At 44.3% G+C, this 18,990-nt stretch carries 21 protein-coding genes; 10 read left to right on the top strand and 11 right to left on the bottom strand.

What is annotated here, in order from left to right:
• Positions 1-248 precede the first annotated feature (248 nt).
• The 5 genes from ACIQCO_RS21410 (at position 249) to ACIQCO_RS21390 (ending at position 5,039) form a co-directional block, all read left to right on the top strand.
• Positions 249-1,424, top strand: coding sequence for an ABC transporter substrate-binding protein (locus ACIQCO_RS21410; RefSeq protein WP_400432343.1), 1,176 nt, complete (start codon positions 249-251; stop codon positions 1,422-1,424).
• Positions 1,425-1,705: 281 nt separating this feature from the next.
• On the top strand, positions 1,706-2,587 hold the full coding sequence (locus ACIQCO_RS21405) for a branched-chain amino acid ABC transporter permease (protein ID WP_400432340.1): 882 nt from the start codon (positions 1,706-1,708) through the stop codon (positions 2,585-2,587).
• Between the two features lie 14 nt (positions 2,588-2,601).
• Positions 2,602-3,576, top strand: coding sequence for a branched-chain amino acid ABC transporter permease (locus ACIQCO_RS21400; RefSeq protein WP_400432337.1), 975 nt, complete (start codon positions 2,602-2,604; stop codon positions 3,574-3,576).
• On the top strand, positions 3,551-4,330 hold the full coding sequence (locus ACIQCO_RS21395) for an ABC transporter ATP-binding protein (RefSeq protein ID WP_400432334.1): 780 nt from the start codon (positions 3,551-3,553) through the stop codon (positions 4,328-4,330). Before ACIQCO_RS21400 ends, ACIQCO_RS21395 begins: the two co-directional genes overlap by 26 nt.
• A gap of 1 nt (position 4,331) precedes the next feature.
• Complete coding sequence (locus ACIQCO_RS21390) at positions 4,332-5,039, top strand: ABC transporter ATP-binding protein (RefSeq protein WP_400432331.1); 708 nt, start codon at positions 4,332-4,334, stop codon at positions 5,037-5,039.
• A gap of 45 nt (positions 5,040-5,084) precedes the next feature.
• Here ACIQCO_RS21390 and ACIQCO_RS21385 read toward each other — a convergent pair whose 3' ends face one another.
• Entirely contained in the window at positions 5,085-6,893 is a 1,809-nt protein-coding gene (locus ACIQCO_RS21385) for a TIGR04190 family B12-binding domain/radical SAM domain protein (RefSeq protein ID WP_400432327.1), read from the bottom strand.
• A gap of 209 nt (positions 6,894-7,102) precedes the next feature.
• Between ACIQCO_RS21385 and ybaK the strand changes: the two genes are divergently transcribed.
• Both ybaK and ACIQCO_RS21375 read left to right on the top strand, forming a co-directional pair.
• Positions 7,103-7,579, top strand: a complete 477-nt coding sequence (gene ybaK, locus ACIQCO_RS21380) for a Cys-tRNA(Pro) deacylase (protein ID WP_400432324.1) — start codon at positions 7,103-7,105, stop codon at positions 7,577-7,579.
• A gap of 94 nt (positions 7,580-7,673) precedes the next feature.
• Entirely contained in the window at positions 7,674-8,777 is a 1,104-nt protein-coding gene (locus ACIQCO_RS21375; protein WP_400432321.1) for a PRK06851 family protein, read from the top strand.
• A 44-nt stretch (positions 8,778-8,821) separates the two neighbouring features.
• Here ACIQCO_RS21375 and ACIQCO_RS21370 read toward each other — a convergent pair whose 3' ends face one another.
• Positions 8,822-8,977: a hypothetical protein gene (locus ACIQCO_RS21370; RefSeq protein ID WP_400432318.1), complete on the bottom strand. Its 156-nt coding sequence runs from the start codon at positions 8,975-8,977 to the stop codon at positions 8,822-8,824.
• Between the two features lie 120 nt (positions 8,978-9,097).
• Here ACIQCO_RS21370 and ACIQCO_RS21365 point away from each other — a divergent pair, with 120 nt between their 5' ends.
• The 3 genes from ACIQCO_RS21365 to ACIQCO_RS21355 all read left to right on the top strand — a co-directional run bounded on the left by ACIQCO_RS21365 (position 9,098) and on the right by ACIQCO_RS21355 (position 11,797).
• Complete coding sequence (locus tag ACIQCO_RS21365; protein ID WP_400432315.1) at positions 9,098-9,772, top strand: DNA alkylation repair protein; 675 nt, start codon at positions 9,098-9,100, stop codon at positions 9,770-9,772.
• A 77-nt stretch (positions 9,773-9,849) separates the two neighbouring features.
• Positions 9,850-10,704 carry a Cof-type HAD-IIB family hydrolase gene (locus ACIQCO_RS21360; RefSeq protein WP_400432312.1) on the top strand — a complete coding sequence of 285 codons (855 nt, stop codon included), beginning with the start codon at positions 9,850-9,852 and terminating at the stop codon, positions 10,702-10,704.
• 16 nt (positions 10,705-10,720) lie between these two features.
• Positions 10,721-11,797: a PQQ-dependent sugar dehydrogenase gene (locus tag ACIQCO_RS21355; RefSeq protein ID WP_400432465.1), complete on the top strand. Its 1,077-nt coding sequence runs from the start codon at positions 10,721-10,723 to the stop codon at positions 11,795-11,797.
• A 72-nt stretch (positions 11,798-11,869) separates the two neighbouring features.
• On the opposite strand, the gene ACIQCO_RS21350 is transcribed toward ACIQCO_RS21355, so the two are convergent.
• From ACIQCO_RS21350 to ACIQCO_RS21310, 9 genes are all read right to left on the bottom strand, one after another.
• Complete coding sequence (locus tag ACIQCO_RS21350; RefSeq protein ID WP_400432462.1) at positions 11,870-11,944, bottom strand: hypothetical protein; 75 nt, start codon at positions 11,942-11,944, stop codon at positions 11,870-11,872.
• Between the two features lie 9 nt (positions 11,945-11,953).
• Positions 11,954-12,028, bottom strand: a complete 75-nt coding sequence (locus ACIQCO_RS21345) for a hypothetical protein (protein ID WP_400432459.1) — start codon at positions 12,026-12,028, stop codon at positions 11,954-11,956.
• A gap of 60 nt (positions 12,029-12,088) precedes the next feature.
• The gene (locus ACIQCO_RS21340) at positions 12,089-12,997 is read right to left on the bottom strand and encodes a FixH family protein (RefSeq protein WP_400432309.1); all 909 of its coding nucleotides are present in this window, start codon (positions 12,995-12,997) and stop codon (positions 12,089-12,091) included.
• On the bottom strand, positions 12,994-13,671 hold the full coding sequence (locus tag ACIQCO_RS21335; RefSeq protein ID WP_400432306.1) for an ABC transporter ATP-binding protein: 678 nt from the start codon (positions 13,669-13,671) through the stop codon (positions 12,994-12,996). The genes ACIQCO_RS21340 and ACIQCO_RS21335 overlap by 4 nt, the downstream gene beginning before the upstream one ends.
• The gene (locus ACIQCO_RS21330) at positions 13,668-14,465 is read right to left on the bottom strand and encodes an ABC transporter permease (RefSeq protein WP_400432303.1); all 798 of its coding nucleotides are present in this window, start codon (positions 14,463-14,465) and stop codon (positions 13,668-13,670) included. Before ACIQCO_RS21330 ends, ACIQCO_RS21335 begins: the two co-directional genes overlap by 4 nt.
• Positions 14,429-15,769, bottom strand: coding sequence for a nitrous oxide reductase family maturation protein NosD (gene nosD / locus ACIQCO_RS21325; protein WP_400432300.1), 1,341 nt, complete (start codon positions 15,767-15,769; stop codon positions 14,429-14,431). Before nosD ends, ACIQCO_RS21330 begins: the two co-directional genes overlap by 37 nt.
• Positions 15,766-16,347, bottom strand: coding sequence for a hypothetical protein (locus ACIQCO_RS21320; RefSeq protein WP_400432297.1), 582 nt, complete (start codon positions 16,345-16,347; stop codon positions 15,766-15,768). Before ACIQCO_RS21320 ends, nosD begins: the two co-directional genes overlap by 4 nt.
• Positions 16,348-16,428: 81 nt before the next feature.
• Positions 16,429-18,294: a Sec-dependent nitrous-oxide reductase gene (gene nosZ, locus ACIQCO_RS21315; protein ID WP_400432294.1), complete on the bottom strand. Its 1,866-nt coding sequence runs from the start codon at positions 18,292-18,294 to the stop codon at positions 16,429-16,431.
• Positions 18,295-18,466: 172 nt separating this feature from the next.
• Positions 18,467-18,901, bottom strand: coding sequence for a cytochrome C (locus ACIQCO_RS21310; protein WP_400432291.1), 435 nt, complete (start codon positions 18,899-18,901; stop codon positions 18,467-18,469).
• Between the last annotated feature and the right edge of the window lie 89 nt (positions 18,902-18,990).

Raw genomic sequence — 18,990 nt, 5'->3', positions numbered from 1 at the left:
GACAAAATAATGGAAAAGCAGTTTTATTTTTCATTAAAAATAAATCCTTATTCACTTTATGGGAGTAAACTCTATAAAACACGTAGTTAAGGTAATTATTGTTATATTCCAAATTATTTTAAAATAACGTACTTTATGACTAGACGAACTCCAAAATATTAGGTACAATATTTTCAGAATATTATCTTTTTTGAAAACAGTAAGACAACTAGTTGGGAAAACTTTTAAAAAAAACAGGGGGTAAAGCCATGAGAAAGAAAAAGGTAGCTGGTATTTTCATGTCGCTTATGGTAGCGGCAGGTGTGATGGCAGGATGCGGATCTTCGAGTACAAGCGGGGACGCGGACAAGGATGGCGTGATTAAGATTGGAGCCAACCTTGAGTTATCCGGAGGAGTTGCCTCATACGGACAATCCATTAAAGAAGGGATTGAACTGGCACTCGAAGAGATTAATAAAGATGGCGTTAATGGCAAGAAGCTGAAGCTTGTTCCGTTTGACAATAAATCTGATGCACCTGAAGCAATCAACGGTGCTACAAAGCTGATCAGCCAAGATAAAGTTGCTGCTATTATCGGTGCCGCCACAAGCGGAAATACTAAAGCACAGATCGAAATTGCCCAAAGTAACAGCATTCCGCTCTTGACGCCAACCGGGACAAGCGCTGACGTGACCGTGCAAAAAGGCAAATTGAATGATTTCGTCTTCCGTACTTGCTTCATTGACCCATTCCAAGGGACAGTGGCAGCGAACTTTGCCGCGAAGGAATTAAAGGTTAAAACAGCTGCTGTCTTCATTGACAGTGCAAGTGATTATTCTAAGGGTCTTGCTGCCTCCTTTAAGGAATTATTTTCAAAAGAGGGCGGAAATATAGTCATTGAAGAAGCATATTTAGCGAAGGATACTGACTTCCACGCTCAATTAACGAATATTAAAGGGAAAAATCCCGATTTCATCTTTGTTCCTGGATATTATGAAGAGGTTGGTCTCATTGTTAAGCAGGCTCGTGAATTAGGAATGAAGGTTCCAATGATGGGCGCAGATGGCTGGGATTCTCCTAAACTAGTAGAACTTGCCGGCAAGGATGCCTTAAACAATACGTTTATTACCAACCACTATTCTTCTGGGGATTCTGATCCGAAGGTTCAAGATTTCGTGAAAGCCTTCAAAGCAAAATACAAAGATAAGTCACCAGATGCTTTCAACGCTTTAGGTTATGATTCTGCTTATTTCATTGCCGATGCCATCAAGCGTGCCGGCAGCAGCGATCCAAAGAAAATCCAAAAGGCTCTTGCTGAGACAGATGGGCTTGACCTTGTCACTGGAAAAATGAAGCTTGATAAGAACCATGACCCAATCAAATCAGCTGTTATTTTAGAGTATCAAAACGGCGAACAAACATTTAAAACGAAGGTCAATCCTTAATAAGAAGGCTGGTTAAAGCACATTGTTGATTGGAGTGGAAGGCGCGAGACTCCTGGGGGAGCAGCGGGACAGGTGAGACCCCGGAGGCGCTTTAGCGCCGAGGAGGCTCACCGCCCGCCCCGCGGAAAGCGAAGCGCCTGGAACGGAAATCAACATTCCCTTTTAACACAGCCAATTAGAAAAGTGTAAGCGTACAAACTTTATAGTTTTCAAAAAGAATAGGGAGAATTGATGTCTCCCTATTCACTTTTACAGAGTCCTTTCTAAGGAGTGTTTTGGACATGGAACAATTTATTCAGCAGCTTGTCAACGGAATTTCCATCGGTAGTATTTATGCCCTGATTGCCCTCGGGTACACAATGGTATACGGGATTGTCAAACTCATTAATTTTGCCCATGGGGATGTCTTCATGGTGGGTGCATTTATCGGCTTTTATTCTATTACTATTTTTCATTTCGGATTTTTTCCAGCTTTACTTATTTCGATGGCAGCCTGCGCCATCTTTGGCGTTTTAATCGAGCGGATTGCCTACAAACCGCTAAGGAATGCAACGAGGATTGCTGCTCTGATTACGGCGATCGGGGTGTCCTTATTTATCGAATACGGCACGATTTATATTCGCGGTGCCCAGCTCGAGTCCTATCCGGATAATATTGTTCCATTGAAGAACTTTGAAATTTTCGGTGTGACCATTAGCGGCAAGTCGATCCTTATTTTAGCTGTATCGATCTTCTTAATGATTTTGCTCCAATTTATCGTTCATAAGACCAAAATCGGTAAAGCGATGCGCGCCGTTTCCCATGACATGGACGCCGCAAGGTTGATGGGGATTAATGTCAATAACACGATATCTGCCACGTTTGCGATTGGTTCGGCCCTTGCCGGTGCAGCCGGAGTGATTTTCGGGATGTATTATACAAAAATTGAACCACTTATGGGAATTATCCCCGGACTTAAAGCCTTCGTCGCCGCCGTATTTGGCGGAATAGGGATTATCCCTGGAGCAATGACCGGCGGATTAATATTGGGTGTGATTGAGGCGCTTGTAAGTGCGACTGGAGGCTCTCTATGGCGAGACGCCGTTGCCTTTGTTGTGCTGATTCTGATCTTAATTTTCCGTCCTGCAGGCCTATTAGGCAAAAATGTCAGGGAAAAGGTCTAGGGGGGCATGACGCGATGAATCTATTAAAAAAAGCAAAAGGTTTTTGGGGCACAATCGTTCTAGTCGTTATCTTTTCGGTTGTCACGCAATTACTCATTAACGGGGGGACCTTAAACTCCTTCTATGTCAACACGTTATTTTCGATTGGCATCAATATCATCCTTGCTGCCAGTCTTCATTTAATTATCGGCGTTACCGGGCAGTTTTCGATTGGACATGCTGGTTTCCTTGCGGTTGGGGCCTATGCTTCCGCCATCATAACGATGAAATTAGGACTGCCCTTCCCAGTGGCCATCCTCGCTGGCGGTGCGGCGGCAGCGATTGCCGGTCTGATTATCGGGATTCCAACTCTGAGACTGAGAGGGGACTATTTGGCGATTGCCACCCTTGGTTTTGGTGAGATTGTCAAGATTGTCTTTTTAAATATTGATTATATCGGCGGGGCCAGCGGAATGACGGTAACCCATCTAACAACATGGCCATGGCTGATTGCCTGTGTCGTCATTACGATTGTTGTCATCGTCAACTTCACGAACTCGACGCATGGACGAGCCTGTATTTCCATTAGGGAAAATGAAATTGCTGCAGATGCGATGGGGATTAATACGACATTTTATAAGGTAATGGCGTTTATCATTGGTGCCTTCTTTGCCGGTGTTGCCGGTGCGCTTCATGCCCATAACTTTTATATTATCCAGCCGCCAAATTTCGGGTTTCTGAAATCGTTTGATATTTTGATTTTAGTCGTGATCGGCGGTTTGGGAAGTATGTCGGGAGCAGTGATTGCAGCTATTGCTTTAACGATCATTTCAACCTTCCTTTCCAGTTATCCAGAAGTACGGATGGTTATTTACAGCCTTGTCCTAATTGTAATGATGCTTTTCCGTCCGCAGGGATTGATGGGCTCGAAAGAAATTACCTCTTTCTTGAAACTAGGCAAAGCTGCTAAAGGAGGAGTACATCATGACGGAAAAAACACCGTTGCTTAAAGTCGAAAATGTCGGCATCCGTTTTGGGGGCTTAAAGGCCGTTTCGGACGTTAATTTAGAATTAAATCAGGGAGAACTCGTCGGGTTAATTGGCCCGAACGGTGCTGGCAAAACAACCTTTTTCAACCTGTTAACAGGCGTCTATGTTCCGACTGAAGGAATGATTTCGCTGGGCAGCGAAAAATTAAATGGGCTGGCCCCTTATAAAATTAATCAAAAAGGAATCAGCCGGACGTTCCAGAATATCCGACTGTTTAGCGATTTATCTGTGCTTGATAATGTAAAGGTTGCCTATCATTCGCTTGCCAAGCATTCGATTGTCAGCTCCCTCCTCCGCCTCCCTTCCCATTTTTCCGGTGAGAAGGAAATGGAGGAAAAGGCGATTGAATTCTTAAAAATCTTTAAGCTTGAGTCGGTCATGCATGAACAGGCAAAGAACCTGCCATATGGGCAGCAGCGCCGGCTTGAAATTGCCAGGGCGCTGGCGGCCAATCCAAAATTATTGCTCCTTGATGAACCTGCTGCCGGGATGAACCCACAGGAAACCGAGGAGCTGATGAATTTAATTGCCCTGATCCGTGAACGTTTTTCGTTAACGATTCTATTAATTGAACATGACATGCTTCTTGTTATGGGCGTGTGTGAACGAATATATGTGCTTGACCACGGTCAATTGATTGCCCAGGGCACCCCGGAACAAATCAGAAATAACCCAAAAGTCATCGAAGCGTATCTTGGCGAGGAGGTCTCTTAACATGCTGAAAATAAATGATATTAATGTTTACTATGGAAATATTCATGCATTGAAAGGAGTTTCCCTCGACATCAAACAGGGTGAAATTGTCACACTGATTGGTGCCAATGGCGCCGGGAAAAGTACGCTGTTAAAAACCATTTCTGGATTATTAAAGCCGAAGAACGGAGAAATCTTGTTAGAGAGCGAGCATTTGGCTGGAAAGGTCCCGCAATTAATTGTGAAGCGGGGGATTTCGCAGGTACCGGAAGGCCGTCGTGTATTTGCCAACATGTCGGTTGAGGAAAACCTGGAATTAGGAGCTTTCTTAAGGAAAGATAAAAAAGGGATCCGTGATGACTTTGAAAAAGTGTTTCAGCTTTTTCCTCGTCTGCAGGAACGCCGTAAGCAGCTGTCAGGAACGCTATCAGGCGGCGAGCAGCAAATGCTTGCCATGGGGCGGGCATTGATGGCCAGACCGCGCCTATTGCTGTTAGATGAGCCTTCCATGGGTCTTGCCCCGCTGCTCGTGAAAACAATTTTCCGGATTATAGAGGAAATTAATCAAACGGGCACAACCATCCTTTTGGTTGAGCAAAATGCCAATATGGCATTATCCATCGCCGACCGTGCCTATGTCATTGAGACGGGAAAAATTGTCGCTTCCGGTACATCGGAGGAACTGCACCAAAGCGATCAAATTAGAGCTGCCTACTTGGGCGGGCATTAAGAAAAGAAGCGGAAGCGCCTAAGTCAGGAGTTCCCGCTTCTTTTTTTACATTTTCATTTCTCTTTGTTTAGCATCAAGCTGGAATTGCTGGCGTCTTTTTGGACGTAAGCGATTTCTAATGATGTTTACGTAATCCTCATAAAGCTGTTCTAAACCGACTAAGGCCAGCGAAAAGAAATTAGCATAATTCTTTTGGACTTCCCACTTTAATTCGTTCTTCCCACAGATACTATATTTATTTAATTCTTCAATCTCCTTTTGAATTTTTGCTAATTCCTCCGCCTGCTGCTCTTCAGGCAGTGAGAGAAGATAATCAATTTTTTCGATATATTCCATCGATTTTTCGATTTTCACTTTAATATCATCATAGCCGGCTTGATCGATGAGATTGTATTTTAATTTAAACTCATTTAGCTTTTGCGCAGCTTCGTAGGTCGAATTCACAATATCATCACGGGTCATATCCTTTGTTTCATAACTAAGCATATGCTTCCATGATGGCTGGGTAATCGCCGTGCTGTGGTCCTCCAAGGTATGGCAGAGTTTTTTATAGCCATGGATTTCCGGATGTTCAAAGGCAGGACTCGCCGGGTCAAGGAACGGTGCTAGCGGTGCCACAAAGTAAAAAATTCTTGGGTCCTGCTGACAGGCTAAATGAATCGTTTCGCAGAAATCAATGTTTTCAACGGCACTTTTGTAGGTCTGGCCGGGAATTCCGACCATGAAGAACAGGTCAATTTTTTTACAGCCGTTCTTTAAGGAAAAATTAAGCGTATCGATGACTTTTTGATTGGTACAACTGAATTTCCCGTTATAGCGTCGGATGTTTTCATCATGGGTTTCAAGGGTAATTTCAATGCTATATTTTGGGACACTGTCATTCATTTGCTTGAAGAATTCTTCATCGGCATATTGGAATAATTCAAAGACGATTTCATTTTTCAGATTCAGTTTTTTCAGCCGGCTGAAAAATTCAGTGACATATTCACGTCCGCCCTGCCTTAGGTCATGGAGAATGAAAATCGGTGCCCGGCTGAATCTTGAAATAAATTGAATATCTTCAACAAGCTTCTTGGGCGACCGTAATGCCAGCGTATTACGGTTGCAGTTTTGGTCATAGGCCTCCCGGGAACCACCGCAGATGAGGCAGTTTTGCGAACAGCCGCGCGCGGTTAATAAAGCGGTGTTCGGGTATTGGAGCCAGCCGTTGTAGGGGAGCGGGTCAAGGAAATTACGATATTTAAATACGGAACGAATCGTATAGCGGTAGCCCGGAACGTCGATATCATCCAAATCCTTTGGCACATATGTAATCGGATTGAAGCCGCATTCGCTGCCCTTTTTCCAGGTTAAATTAGGGATGTCGGCATAATGGGTATTCCCCGCTTCAAGTTTATTCATCAGCAGGAGCATTAGCTTTTCGGTTGAGTCGCCGCGCATGACAAAGTCGATACACGGATATTCAATTAATTCTTTATGATAATACGTCGCCGACAAGCCGCCGAAGATGATGGGTGTTTCGGGATGGATGGCTTTAACAATTTTTGCAAGTTCAATACTGCCATGGGCATGCGGGAGCCAATGAAGGTCGATGCCGAATGCCTTTGTTTGAATTTTCTTTAGCTTCGCTTCGACATCGAATTTCTCACTCATCAGCATCCGGTTAGCGATATTGATGATCTTCACCCGCAGCCCGTAGCGCTCTAAATAGTCAGCAATACTTGTCAGCCCAATGGGATACATTTCAAACACAGGTGATGACGGCACCACATCACTGATCGGGCCGGCGAGCAGGGAGTTTTTTCGAAAGTCATAAACACTTGGCGCATGGAGGAGAACTAAATCGTATTTCATCTTAACCACCTCAAATTGTTTTCTATGTATTTTTTGAAAAATGATTTGTGAACAAGTTCACAATATTGGATGTAAGTATATTGGATAATTTTAGTTTACTATATTAGTGGATTGATAGAGTGACAAAAGGGTGACAAAATTTGGTGGATTTTGTGTATTCTCACTTTTTTAGTATGCTGTTGTTAGAGGATGTTAGGGGGAATGGAGCGATGGCACAGGTAAAAACGAATGCAATGCGCATTTTGGATGCAAAAAAGGTCAGTTATGAGATGCTGACATATGATAATAAAGATGGAAAAATAGATGGCGTTTCGGTGGCGGAGAAGATTGGCCGCGACGTAAACGAGGTATATAAAACGCTTGTTGCCCAAGGACATAGCAAAAATATCTATGTTTTTGTTATTCCAGTTGCTGCAGAACTGGATTTAAAAAAGGCCGCTAAAGCAGCCGCTGAAAAGAATATCGAAATGATTCCTGTGAAGGATATTCAAAAATGGACGGGTTATATCCGCGGCGGCTGTTCACCGATTGGGATGAAAAAGGAGTATCAGACCTTCCTCGATGAAAACTGCCTGCTCCTTGATTCAATCGTTGTCAGTGCCGGGAAAATTGGCGTTCAAATCGTGCTCAAGCCGGAGGACTTAAAGGAAATAACGAAAGCAGAAATCGCCGATTTGAAGAAATGAAATTTTAGCATGGGCACTCACCTATAAATGACAGTAGCATAAGATAAGGTGAAATTAATCTTTCTGATTGTTATGTAAAAGGGAGTGTTGATGAGTGGCAGGGAAAATTAAAAATTATTTTGCCGGCGGTAATACAGCTAGGGGGTTCCATAATCTGTACGATTCCAACCTCCAGGGACTTGATCGCTTATTCATTTTAAAAGGCGGTCCGGGAACAGGTAAATCCTCACTAATGAAGAAAATTGGCCATGAGTGGATTGAAAAGGGCTATAATGTTGAATTTCTGCATTGTTCTTCTGATAATAATTCGATTGATGGCGTGTTAATCCCGGTGTTGAAGGTTGGAATCGTTGATGGGACCGCGCCGCATGTGATTGAACCGAAAGCACCAGGAGCAGTGGAAGAATATATAAACTTGGGCGAGGCTTGGAATGCAAGGGCGCTTGCGGTTCAAAAGAAACCAATCCAGCAGCTGACGGATCAGATTAGTCAGTTGTTCCAGAAGGCGTACGCGACCTTTAAGGAAGCGTTGGAAATTCATGATGACTGGGAAAAAATTTATATTAACAGCATGGATTTTAACAAGGCCGACCAATTGACAAGAAAGCTCATTGACACCTTTTTTGGAAAAATGAAGTTGAATAAGACTGCGGATGTCCGCCATCGGTTCTTAGGGGCCGCCACGCCAAAAGGTGCTGTTGATTTTGTCCCGAATTTAACGGAGGGGATTCCGAAACGCTATTTCATTAAAGGACGCCCTGGCTCCGGAAAATCGACGATGCTGAAAAAATTGGCCGCTGCCGCTGAGGAGCGCGGTGTCGATGTCGAAGTGTATCATTGCGGCTTCGATCCGCATAGTCTGGATATGCTCATTTTCAGAGAGCTGGGTGTGGCTATTTTTGATAGTACGGCCCCGCATGAATATTTTCCGAGCAGGGACGGCGATGAAATCATCGATATGTACGAAATTTTGATTGACCCGGGAACGGATGATCTTTTTGCCGAGATCATTAGTAAAATAGCGGCGAGATATAAAAGCAAAATGACGGAGGCAACCAGCTATCTTGCAAAGGCAAAAGAGCTCCATGATGAGCTTGAAGCGATTTATATTGCGGCGATGGATTTTTCCGTTGTCGAAGGGATTCAGGCCAAGATTGCGGAGGAAATCAAGGAATTAGCGGAGGCAAATGGTCAATAGCCGCTTATTCATATAAAAGGTGCCGGAATAATCCCGGCACCTTTTCACTGTGGATTGGTCTTGCTTTTCTGGGCTTTCGTGTTGCGCTTATTGCCCTTGCTGTTATCGCCGCTGACAAACTCACTGGCAAATTCCGCCTCGGCGTTTCCTGCCTGCGGGGAATTTTGATTACGGCTGCCCTTGTTAAACTTTTTTGTCAATGGTATCCCTCCTTATCTGCATATTTTAGTGTGGCATCTGGAGATTTGTTTATGCGGAAAAAATAAAGGGGAAAATGGGAGATAATAGAATTAATAAATAAGACTATTTGGAGAGGATGGATGTGGTTGACATTAAATGTGGATTTGTTATCTGAGTTGTTCATTGAAAATCGTCATGACGCGGAAGCAGAACCGATGAAAAAGTATATGAAGAGTCATTTTGAATTTTTAGGGATTAAATCCCCTTTGCGAAAAGAATTAGAAAAGCAATTTTTCAAGGAAACGGGGATTTTGAAGGAGCCGTTTAACAAGGAATTTGTGATGGCGCTTTGGGAAAAGGAGGAGCGGGAATACCAGTATACGGCCCTGACTTATCTGGAAAAATCGCTGAATAAGCTGGAAAAATCAGATTTGCCGTTTATGGAGAAGTTAATTACCACGAAATCGTGGTGGGATACTGTCGATGCGATTGCACCAAAGCCAGTTGGCAAGATTGCTGAAAAGTTTCCAGAAGTGATTGCGGAAACGATTAATGGCTGGGCTGTTCATGAAAATATGTGGCTCCGGCGGGCAGCGCTTCTTTTTCAATTAAAATATAAAGGTAAAACGAATGATGCTCTGCTCTATCACTACATACGGCAAAATGCCGATAGTAAGGAATTTTTTATCCAAAAGGCAATTGGCTGGGCGCTGCGCGAATACTCGAAGACCAATCCGGCTTCCGTCAAGAAGTTCATCGAAGCTCTGCCGCTCGCGCCATTAAGTGTTCGCGAAGGCAGTAAGTATCTGGACTGAGCAAAAGGGAATCATGTTTAGGTCGTTCGTGTTAGAATGGCACTAATGAAAACTAAGAAAAGGTGGATTTTGACAGCATGATAAAATGCATTGCATCAGACATGGATGGAACATTATTAAATTCGATTCAACAAATTAGTGAGGAAAATAAACAAGCTATTATTACAGCACAAGCTCAAGGAGTAGAATTTGTCGTAGCGACGGGCAGGTCCTATCAAGAGGCGACCTATGTCTTGGCTGAGGCGGGGGTAAACTGTCCGGTCATTTGCGTCAACGGCGCTGAGGTCCGTTCGAAGGCTGGGGACGTTATTTCAGCAACGCCAATCAGCAAGCAATTGACAAGAGAAGTTGCGGCGAAATTAGGGGAACAAGATGTGTATTTTGAGGTGTATACCAATAAGGGTGCCTTCACGGTTGACGCGGATAAGGCCGTTTCGACGCTCGTTGACATTATCGTCAGCGCCAATCCCGAAGTAAACCGTGAAGAGATTATCTTTGCTGCCGGAGCACGGCTGCGTGATGGCTTAGTTCATACGGTTGAAGATTATGAAATTCTCTTTAGTGACGATGAGTATCAAATTTATAAGCTGCTTGTCTTCTCGTTTGATACTGACAAGCTGGAAGCAGCCGGCAAATCGCTGTCAGCTTTTGACGACCTCGCTGTTTCCGCTTCAGGCAGAGAAAACCTTGAAGTAACCAATAAGAAGGCGCAAAAAGGACTGGCGCTTGAAGCATTTGCCAAAGCAAAAGGGATTTCCATGGCGGAGACAATGGCGATTGGCGATAACTATAACGACGTTTCCATGTTTGAAAAAGCCGGCAGATCGGTGGCGATGGGAAATGCTAATTATGAAATTAAGTCACTATGTGATGTGATAACGGACACCAACGAGGAAAGCGGCGTCGCGAAGGCGATTTTGGAAGTGTTATAGGAGGGAAGAGGTGTCTATGTACCGCGTTGGTTCTATTTTACTGGTGCTGATGTTGCTGCTTTCAGGCTGTTCTTTTTTTGAAAAAAAGGAGGATGGCGGGCAAGCGGATGAGGCGGCTGTCATTGAGCCTGAAGTGGATGTTGTGGCTGTAAATTTAGCTGTCCCATGGTCGATTGATAAGCTTGGGCAAACCTTCTATCTTAGTGAACGAACTGGAAGTATCGTAAAAGTGGAAGACGGTAAAATCGAACGTCAGCGAGTGCGTTTAGAAAAGCCGCTGGCCGAGGCGGCTGAAGCAGGGCTGCTTGGCTTTGTTCTTAACCCTCAGTTTTCTGAAAATCAAAAGGCATTTGCTTATTATACATATACGGATGATGGCGGGGGGCAATTTAATCGTGTTGTTGTTTTAGGGCATAACGCCGGTATATGGACAGAGGAGCGGATTCTGATTGATCGCATTCCGAGTGCGGCCTATCATCATGGCGGCAGGATGAAGATTGGTCCTGATGGGAAGCTCTATATTACGACGGGTGATGCGACGACGCCCTCTGTTGCTCAAAATCTCAGTTCGTTAAATGGGAAAATTTTAAGAACGAATTTAGATGGGTCGATTCCAGCGGATAATCCGTACCCGAATTCATATGTTTATAGTTATGGTCACCGAAATCCGCAGGGGTTAGCGTGGATTGGAGAGACGTTATATGCGAGCGAACATGGTCAATCGGCACATGATGAAATCAATCGTATTAAGGCTGCCGGGAATTTTGGCTGGCCGGTTATAGAGGGGCAAGAGAAAAAGGCGGAGATGGAAACACCTTTGTTCCAGTCAGGTGCCGAGGTAACTTGGGCTCCTTCCGGGATGGCGGCAGTTGACGGCAAGCTCTATGTGGCGGAGTTAAGAGGGAATGCTGTTCGAGTGTTTGATGTGGAACAGAAGCAGAGTCGGGTGGTTATTAGTGATTTGGGGCGAATACGTGATGTGTTTGTTGACGGAAATTATTTATACTTTGTCAGCAACAACACTGACGGCCGAGGAAATCCCGATGAGAAGGACGACAAAATGTATCGGGTTCGGGTGGATGAGATGAAATGATTCATGAGGACAGAACCCGGTGGAATTTTGCCTTTTCGACAATTGGGAAGGGGTTTCCGACAGTTGACTCATCTAATTCGACAGTTGGAAAGCGTTATCCGACAGTTGACTCAGCTTATTCGACAGTTGGGAAGCGTTATCCGACAGTTGGCTCAGCTAATTCGACAGTTGGGAAGCGTTACTCGACAGTTGATTCATCTTATTCGACAGTTGGGAAGCGTTATCCGACAGTTGACTCAGCTAATTCGACAGTTGGAGCCTGTTATCCGCCAATTGAAACGCCAAAACTCCCTAAAGAATTTCGATCTTTAAGGAGTTTACTTGGGAGACGAGGAGTTCTTCGTATTTTTGCTGGGCTTGGTAGAGGACATCTTGCTCGCCGGCCTTCGGATTTTCCTTTTTCACTTGCGCAACAATATCCTCTTGGACCTTCCGGGATAACACAATCATCTTATATTGCTGCTTTTCCGTTGCCCAAAACTTGTCCTCGCCGTAGTCACGAATCAACTTTTTAGCAGATGGGAATCGATTATATTGCTCGCGCGCCTTGCTTACTGCCGCGTCAACCTCGGTATCCGCCGCCTTGTGCCCCTTTTCATCGGCAAGTAGGGCCATGGAGCGCAGGCGGATAATCTGTGTTAATAATTGATTTTTATCATCGCTAATTTTCTCCTGTGAGTCTAAATAGGCAAGCTCTTCCTCCAACTGTTTACCCGTATATTTTTGCTGCGCCGTTTCCCGGTTAATTGCCAGCTGAAGCTGATTAATCAATTGATAAAAAGCTAAATCCTCATTCGTAATCCATTCTCCGTTTATCGTGGCAACCCCTTTAGCCTTCACAACGTTGAGGTTAATGACTTCTTCAGATTTCTTCCCGTCCTTTTCCAACGTAAAAGCGACCTCATACTTTCCGCTCATTGGCAGCGCCACATTGCCGGAATAAGTACCGTCTTTGCCCTCCGCTAACTTCACATCCGTTGTGCCGTGATCCATATTGGCCATCGAAAATTCCGCGGAGACATCGAGGCCTTTAACCGCCTTTTTCCCTTCGGTTACTTTAATTTCAAACGGTGCCTCGGTATCCTGCTGGTAATAAAGCTCCTTTGTTACTTTGATTGTAAAATCAGGTCCCGAACTGCAGCCAGTCAGCATCGCCATCAGCATTAGCAGCAAAGTCGCAAACAACGTCTGCCTCTTCATGATTCAATCCCCCCTAAATGGTGTGTTTCCAAAAATTCCTCTACCGTAAATTTCTCCATTTTTCCTTCATTTAGATAGGCCACATGGGTACAAACCTGGCGGATTTCATCGAGATGATGCGACGACAGCAGAATCGTTTTATCCTGAAGTGATTTCAGGACCTCGAGGATCTCCTTTCTTCCCATCGGGTCAATGCCGCTTGTCGGCTCATCCAAAATCAAGATGCTGGATTCCTGATAAAGCGTAATCGCCAAGCCGAGGCGCTGGAGCATTCCCTTTGAATAGGACTTCACTTGGACATTGCGGTCGTCCCACAAACTGACCGATCGAAGTGCACGCTCGATTCGTTTCAAATCGGCGGTTTTCTCAACAGCTTCGGCAAAAAAGGTCATATTCTCGAGCCCGGTCAGCATCGGATAAAGCATAAATTTTTCCGGCAAGTAGGCGATTGCCTTTTTCCAAGCCTTGTTTTTCTTAGTGACTTCCATCCCGTTAATCGCGATTGAGCCTTGTTTAACAGGCAGCAAGCCTAGGAGACTATTAATAAACGTTGATTTCCCGGCACCATTTCGGCCAACCAGGGCACAGATTTCATTTTTATGAATTTCAATCGTAACGTTGTCTAACACTGCTTTTTTTCCGAACGATTGGTCTAAATGCGCCACCTTAATCATTCATAGCCCTCCTTACGGTTGAAGACAATTGCGGTACCAACAGAAACCGCAAGCCAGACAAGTAAATTTCCGAGCAAAAAGAAGACCGGCTTCGTCCACATAAAGGCCTGCATAAGCCTCGACATGTGACCGAACGAATACACACCCATCCCGGTTTCCAGATACATCCTTACAGACTGAAGCGGATTTAAATAGTAAATCGCGGAAAAGAATTTTACATTTTCATAGGTAACATCAGGTAAAAACGATAGCAGAATAAAATCGTGCAGGAAGAAAAAGTAAAACCAAACAAAGATCGTATAGCCGATGATTTGCATCCGTGAGCGGCTGAAGCTCCCGATCGCTGCGCCCATCTGCAAGAATAGAAGCGTCATCAGGACAATCGCTGTCACAAACACCAAATAGCTTTTGATATCGAGTTGCAAGGTAAACTTCAATAGCAGCAAATAGACGAAAAACCAGACGATAAGCGGGACAAGCACAACCGTATAAAGCCCGAGGCTTTTTTTAACTAAAAAGCTTGGATAATTGTCCTTCTTCGTGAGCAGCATGATCAGCGTCTTTTGTTCCTTTTCTTGAAAAATCGAGAACGCCCCGATAAACAGGCAGAGAATCGGAATAAAGTAGATGAGCGTATCAAATAGATTGATTAACAAAACATAAAAGCCTTTATCAAAGGAAAGAGCTGTGGAACGGAACAAAATACTGACAGATATGAGCACAATAATGCTTATTGAAAGCCAGAGCCCTTTACCCCTTATATTTTCCTTCCATTCCTTCCAAATATAATGCATAGTCGATGTCTCCCCTTTCGGAAAATCAACGCGGCAGCTCCCGCGATGACAAGATATAGAATCCAAGAATGCTGAGCTTTTGCAGCCGCTAGTGGGTGTGAATCTTGAAACATAACTTCGTCGTCCTTTAATGTCGCATTGATTTTTTCATAAATTGAAATCGCCGGGCTTTTTAAAAATAGATTGGTCAGTTCTTGGTCCTCAATCAGCTGATGGAGGGAAGAATGATAGATCACCGGAAAGTCGCCGATCCCGTCTTGGTTGAAATCGGTGAGTGGAAAGGCGGCGCCCCAGTCGTTGCCTTTGCCATTCTTGCTCCAAGCATTGTGTTCGCTATTGCCGCCAAGGGTAACAGCAGGGATGGTATTTTCGGAAATTCGGTTCAGCGTGAACGTTTGCTCGTTAGAACTGGCCCACAGTTCAATGCCAATCTGGTTTTGAATGATCCGGTTACTCTTAAACGTGTTCCTCGTCGCCTGGTCAATATACAAGCCCCGCTGGTTCATGTAAAAGGTGTTGTTTCTTATATCATTATCATTGGCTTGCAACAGTAACAGGCCAAACGATTGGTTTTCATAGTTAATGATGAATTGGTTGTCTTCTAGTTTCAGGTGATTCGAGTTCATGACAGCAGCGCCGCCAGTATTCATTGTAAACACATTTCGTTTAAAAATATTTTCGTCTGAGTACATGTAATGCAGACCGTATCTTGTATGGGTGATGTTGTTGTCATAGCTTTTGTTTCGATTGGCATAATCAAAGAACATCCCGTCCCTGGTGCCGTCGACGGTGTTATGCTCTAAGAGATTATCATTGGCGTAAAAAACATGAATGCCATTGCCCTGGGCGGCGATTTCCCCTTTTCCCATCCCTTTAATATCGGCATAGCGGATAGTATTATCGTGGGCCTTACTTAAATAAACACCGTGAAAGGAATGGCGGATGGTGACGTGTTCAACCACATTATGATCTGTGTAGATTTTGATGGCTGCGTATTCCTCGCTGGAGTTGCGGTCCATACTTCCGCCTGACACCGTTAACTGGCTCAACTTTACATGCGGTGCCTTGACCGAAATCACGTTCCCGGTTCCGTCTCCTTTGATCACGGTTTTGGCTTTGCCAGTCATCGTCAGTGGTTTATTGATGACGATATTGCCTTCATAGGTTTTATTTTCAAGCTTTAATACCGCCCCCTCTTTCATGGAGTCGATGATTGCTTGTAAGTTTTCGGCTGCCATATTTTTCTCAGGTTTCATGACTAAAAACAGGGAAAAAATGAAAGATAAGAGCATTAGTTTTTTCATTTTTTTCGATCCTTCCATACCGGAATCAGTAATAGAATAAAGGCGGCGATGACAAAATAGATGCCTGTACCTAGTAAACTGTGGGTGACAAAGTTGGCCACTGTATTTTGACCAATAATCGGCGGAACAAATGGGTCAATTTTTATCGGCGCCTTTGGACTTAAATTAGTTCCGTATTTTTGTAAGGCAAAATGGAGGTCCATTACGCCGGCGAGACCGCCAATCGCGAAGATGCTAATCAGCCCGTAAAGCACTTTCTTATTGCGAAGAATCGCCGTTAATAGGGTTATAACGGCTAATCCGCCAACAAGATAGGCAAGGTAGGATAATTCAGGGAAATTTTCCGCACCGAAATTCGACATCCCGATATAGTGGTTCAGCCCGTTAATAATATCAATTTCTCCTTCGAGCTTGTTCGGATAGACGATAATATTTAAGCCTTCCGGGTATTGCGGTGCATAAAAGACCATCTTCCACCACGGAAAAAATAAGGAAACGACGATTAAAATAGCTGATAGTCCAATTAGCAAGGAAGACGTAATCGATAATTTACTGTTTTTTCTGCTGCTATCATTCAAGTTAACCACTCCTTTTATAGTGCAAATAAAGATAAATGGAGGTGGGTACCAATTTTTCTAATTGATACCCACTGAAATCATTTATTGTTTCGGTTTTACTAAGAAGTAGCCGTTCATTTCCTGGTGCAGTGCTGAGCAGAAGTTTGTACAATAGAGTGGGAAGGTCCCCGCTTTATCGGCGGTAAACTCAATCGTATTTGTTTGGCCAGGCTGAACTTCTATATTCAAGTCATAGCTGTTAATTGCAAAACCGTGGGTAATATCTTCATCAAAGTCAATATTGGTTAAATGGATGAAGACGTGATCTCCTTCGTTAACCTCAATTACGTCCGGGCGTTTTGCTTTTGCGTCGAAAATGAATCTTGAGCGCATCGCGATGCCATATACGTGTACTTCATTGCCTTTACGGACAATTTTTGTATCATTTTGCTTATAAACGGCATCTTTATTCTTTTCGTCCTTTGGATAAACGTTGATTGTTTTAATCTTATCGGCCTTAATCATCTGGGCATAGTGAGGCTCTGGGTCAACCGGTGCCGATTGAATGACCTTCATCTTGCCGCTGATGTCAATTAACTGCATCGATTCAGGATGTGACGGGCCGACTGACAAGTAGCTGTCCTTGGCAATTTTGTTGAGAGCAACGAGCCAGTGTCCATCAGGTGAGACGGTGTCGCCTTCTGCAGCAACAGAGTGTCCCGGCGAATATTGAACAGGGACACGGTCTAATGTTTTCCCCGTTTTCGGATCCCATTTTACGACTTCTGAAGAAATGAACATTGTTGTGTAGGCCATGCCTTTGTCATCAAATTGAGTATGAAGCGGTCCAAGGGCATTTTCCGGGTTTACTTCTCTTTCCATTACAGATTTGTAATTAAGAATCGGAATCCCGTTACGCTCACCGGCAAAATCTTTGTTTTCAACAGCTTTAAATGCTTTTTCAAACGAAAAGACCGTCATCGCAGGGGCCAGTTTCCCGGAGGCGATGAAATATTTCCCATCAGGAGTAACATCGACTCCGTGCGGTGATTTAGCGACCGGCACTAAATAAATGCCGCCCTTTTGTTTCTCCGGATAAATCATCTTTTGCCCATCGACATCTTCGTACTTGCCTTCTTTGACCATTTTCTCAAGCTCTTTCCAGTTGAAAAGCACGATATAGTCACGGTCTGCTTGCGAAGCATTTACTTCTAATGTGGTTGTTGCTTCTTCCGTATTATAAGTGGTCATCACGGCCCAATCGGCGGAGCCTTTTTTACCCGCATCAGAAAGGTCATAGGACCAAGGCGGAAGGGCAACCTGGTAAGCAATGTTTAACTTTACATTCTTTTCATCAAAGGTTACCGCTGACATAACCCCGCGATAGTTTTGGCTGTAGTTATCAAGTGATTCATATTTTTGCCCGACCGGTACAGCGAAACGAGTCGGCAGGAACATGTACTCGGTATTTTCCGTTACGAATGCGGCACAGTGCGGACCGGCTGTGTTTGGAACATTGATGATATCTTTTGTCGTGAAGGTTTCCAAATCAACGACGGCGGCGCGGCTGTTGCCGACATCAGTCGCGAACATCCACTTTCCATCATAGTCGCCTTTTGTTTCCGAGAAGGCCGGATGGTGCAGGTCCCCCCACGTATAACCGCCCATTAATTTTTTCGAGTGCTCATCAAAACCATAACCTGTTGCAGAATCCTGCGAGAAGACCGGAATTGTTCGGATTTTGCGCAATGATGGCACACCATAGATAAACATCTGTCCAGAGTGGCCGCCGGATGCGAATAAATAATAATCATCTTTTTGTCCGAATGGTACATAAACCTTTTCAGCATCGCTCTTGTTGCTTGAAGCAGCTTCCGTGTTTGTCTTTGCGGAAAAGTCAGCGAATGTGATTGTTGCGGCAATAAAGCCGGCAAGCAAACCGGAGGCAATTGGGATCCATTTTTTCATTTACTTACACTCTCCTTTCTATTTGTCGAGCTCCAGCGCCTTGCGACTAGTGTATTGGCCCTCTCCTCCTTACGATAAGTCAAGCACGAATGCGCTAACGCTCTTCGTGTTTCCTTTATCTCATACGGAGCGGATCCAATCCATACGTCGCAGAACAGGCGCTTCCGCTTTTCTATTTGGCTTCAGATGCTTGCTTTAATAGGTCTAGAACCTGCTTGCGCTCGTCATCTGTTAATGGACTTTTACTAATAACGCCTGACATCACGGCAGATGTAGGCTCTTTTAAGAATTCCTCAATCGGCTTGCCATGCTTTCCTTCTACGTTAACAAACGCTTGTGAAAGGTCAGGTCCGACTGCCCCGCCTTTTATGTTGAGTGCTTCCACACTATGGCAGCCAAGGCATCCCTTTTGATTAAGGATATTGTCTTCATTCGCGGAAGAAGTGGCTGCTGCATTTTCTTCCTTCGTTGTCGCTTCGTCGTTTGTTTCTGTTTGCCCCACCTGCGGTTGTTTCGAAGAGTCCCCCATGATGACTCCAAATACGAGGTACCCAAGGCCAAAACCGAGTAATGCAAAGATAACAAAGCTAATGATTGCTTTTTGCAATGAAAGTCCCCCTCCTTTTAATAAAAATGAACAACTTCATCCTACCCGCTGGTCAACAGTAAAATTGTGATGTAGAGCACATCTTTATC

Source organism: Neobacillus sp. NPDC093127, assembly GCF_044754175.1.
Taxonomy (GTDB): Bacteria; Bacillota; Bacilli; order Bacillales; family Cytobacillaceae; genus Neobacillus.
This window is presented reverse-complemented; position numbering and strand designations above follow the sequence as displayed.

What these genes read in the sequence shown, in the direction of transcription:
- ybaK (WP_400432324.1), top strand. Translation starts at nt 7,103, where the DNA reads ATGGCACAGGTAAAAACGAATGCAATGCGCATTTTGGATGCAAAAAAG.
- ACIQCO_RS21335 (WP_400432306.1), bottom strand. Translation starts at nt 13,671, where the DNA reads ATGATTAAGGTGGCGCATTTAGACCAATCGTTCGGAAAAAAAGCAGTG.
- nosD (WP_400432300.1), bottom strand. Translation starts at nt 15,769, where the DNA reads ATGAAAAAACTAATGCTCTTATCTTTCATTTTTTCCCTGTTTTTAGTC.
- ACIQCO_RS21340 (WP_400432309.1), bottom strand. Translation starts at nt 12,997, where the DNA reads ATGAAGAGGCAGACGTTGTTTGCGACTTTGCTGCTAATGCTGATGGCG.
- ACIQCO_RS21355 (WP_400432465.1), top strand. Translation starts at nt 10,721, where the DNA reads ATGTACCGCGTTGGTTCTATTTTACTGGTGCTGATGTTGCTGCTTTCA.
- ACIQCO_RS21400 (WP_400432337.1), top strand. Translation starts at nt 2,602, where the DNA reads ATGAATCTATTAAAAAAAGCAAAAGGTTTTTGGGGCACAATCGTTCTA.
- nosZ (WP_400432294.1), bottom strand. Translation starts at nt 18,294, where the DNA reads ATGAAAAAATGGATCCCAATTGCCTCCGGTTTGCTTGCCGGCTTTATT.
- ACIQCO_RS21365 (WP_400432315.1), top strand. Translation starts at nt 9,098, where the DNA reads ATGTGGTTGACATTAAATGTGGATTTGTTATCTGAGTTGTTCATTGAA.
- ACIQCO_RS21395 (WP_400432334.1), top strand. Translation starts at nt 3,551, where the DNA reads ATGACGGAAAAAACACCGTTGCTTAAAGTCGAAAATGTCGGCATCCGT.
- ACIQCO_RS21405 (WP_400432340.1), top strand. Translation starts at nt 1,706, where the DNA reads ATGGAACAATTTATTCAGCAGCTTGTCAACGGAATTTCCATCGGTAGT.
- ACIQCO_RS21360 (WP_400432312.1), top strand. Translation starts at nt 9,850, where the DNA reads ATGATAAAATGCATTGCATCAGACATGGATGGAACATTATTAAATTCG.
- ACIQCO_RS21410 (WP_400432343.1), top strand. Translation starts at nt 249, where the DNA reads ATGAGAAAGAAAAAGGTAGCTGGTATTTTCATGTCGCTTATGGTAGCG.
- ACIQCO_RS21390 (WP_400432331.1), top strand. Translation starts at nt 4,332, where the DNA reads ATGCTGAAAATAAATGATATTAATGTTTACTATGGAAATATTCATGCA.
- ACIQCO_RS21330 (WP_400432303.1), bottom strand. Translation starts at nt 14,465, where the DNA reads ATGCATTATATTTGGAAGGAATGGAAGGAAAATATAAGGGGTAAAGGG.
- ACIQCO_RS21385 (WP_400432327.1), bottom strand. Translation starts at nt 6,893, where the DNA reads ATGAAATACGATTTAGTTCTCCTCCATGCGCCAAGTGTTTATGACTTT.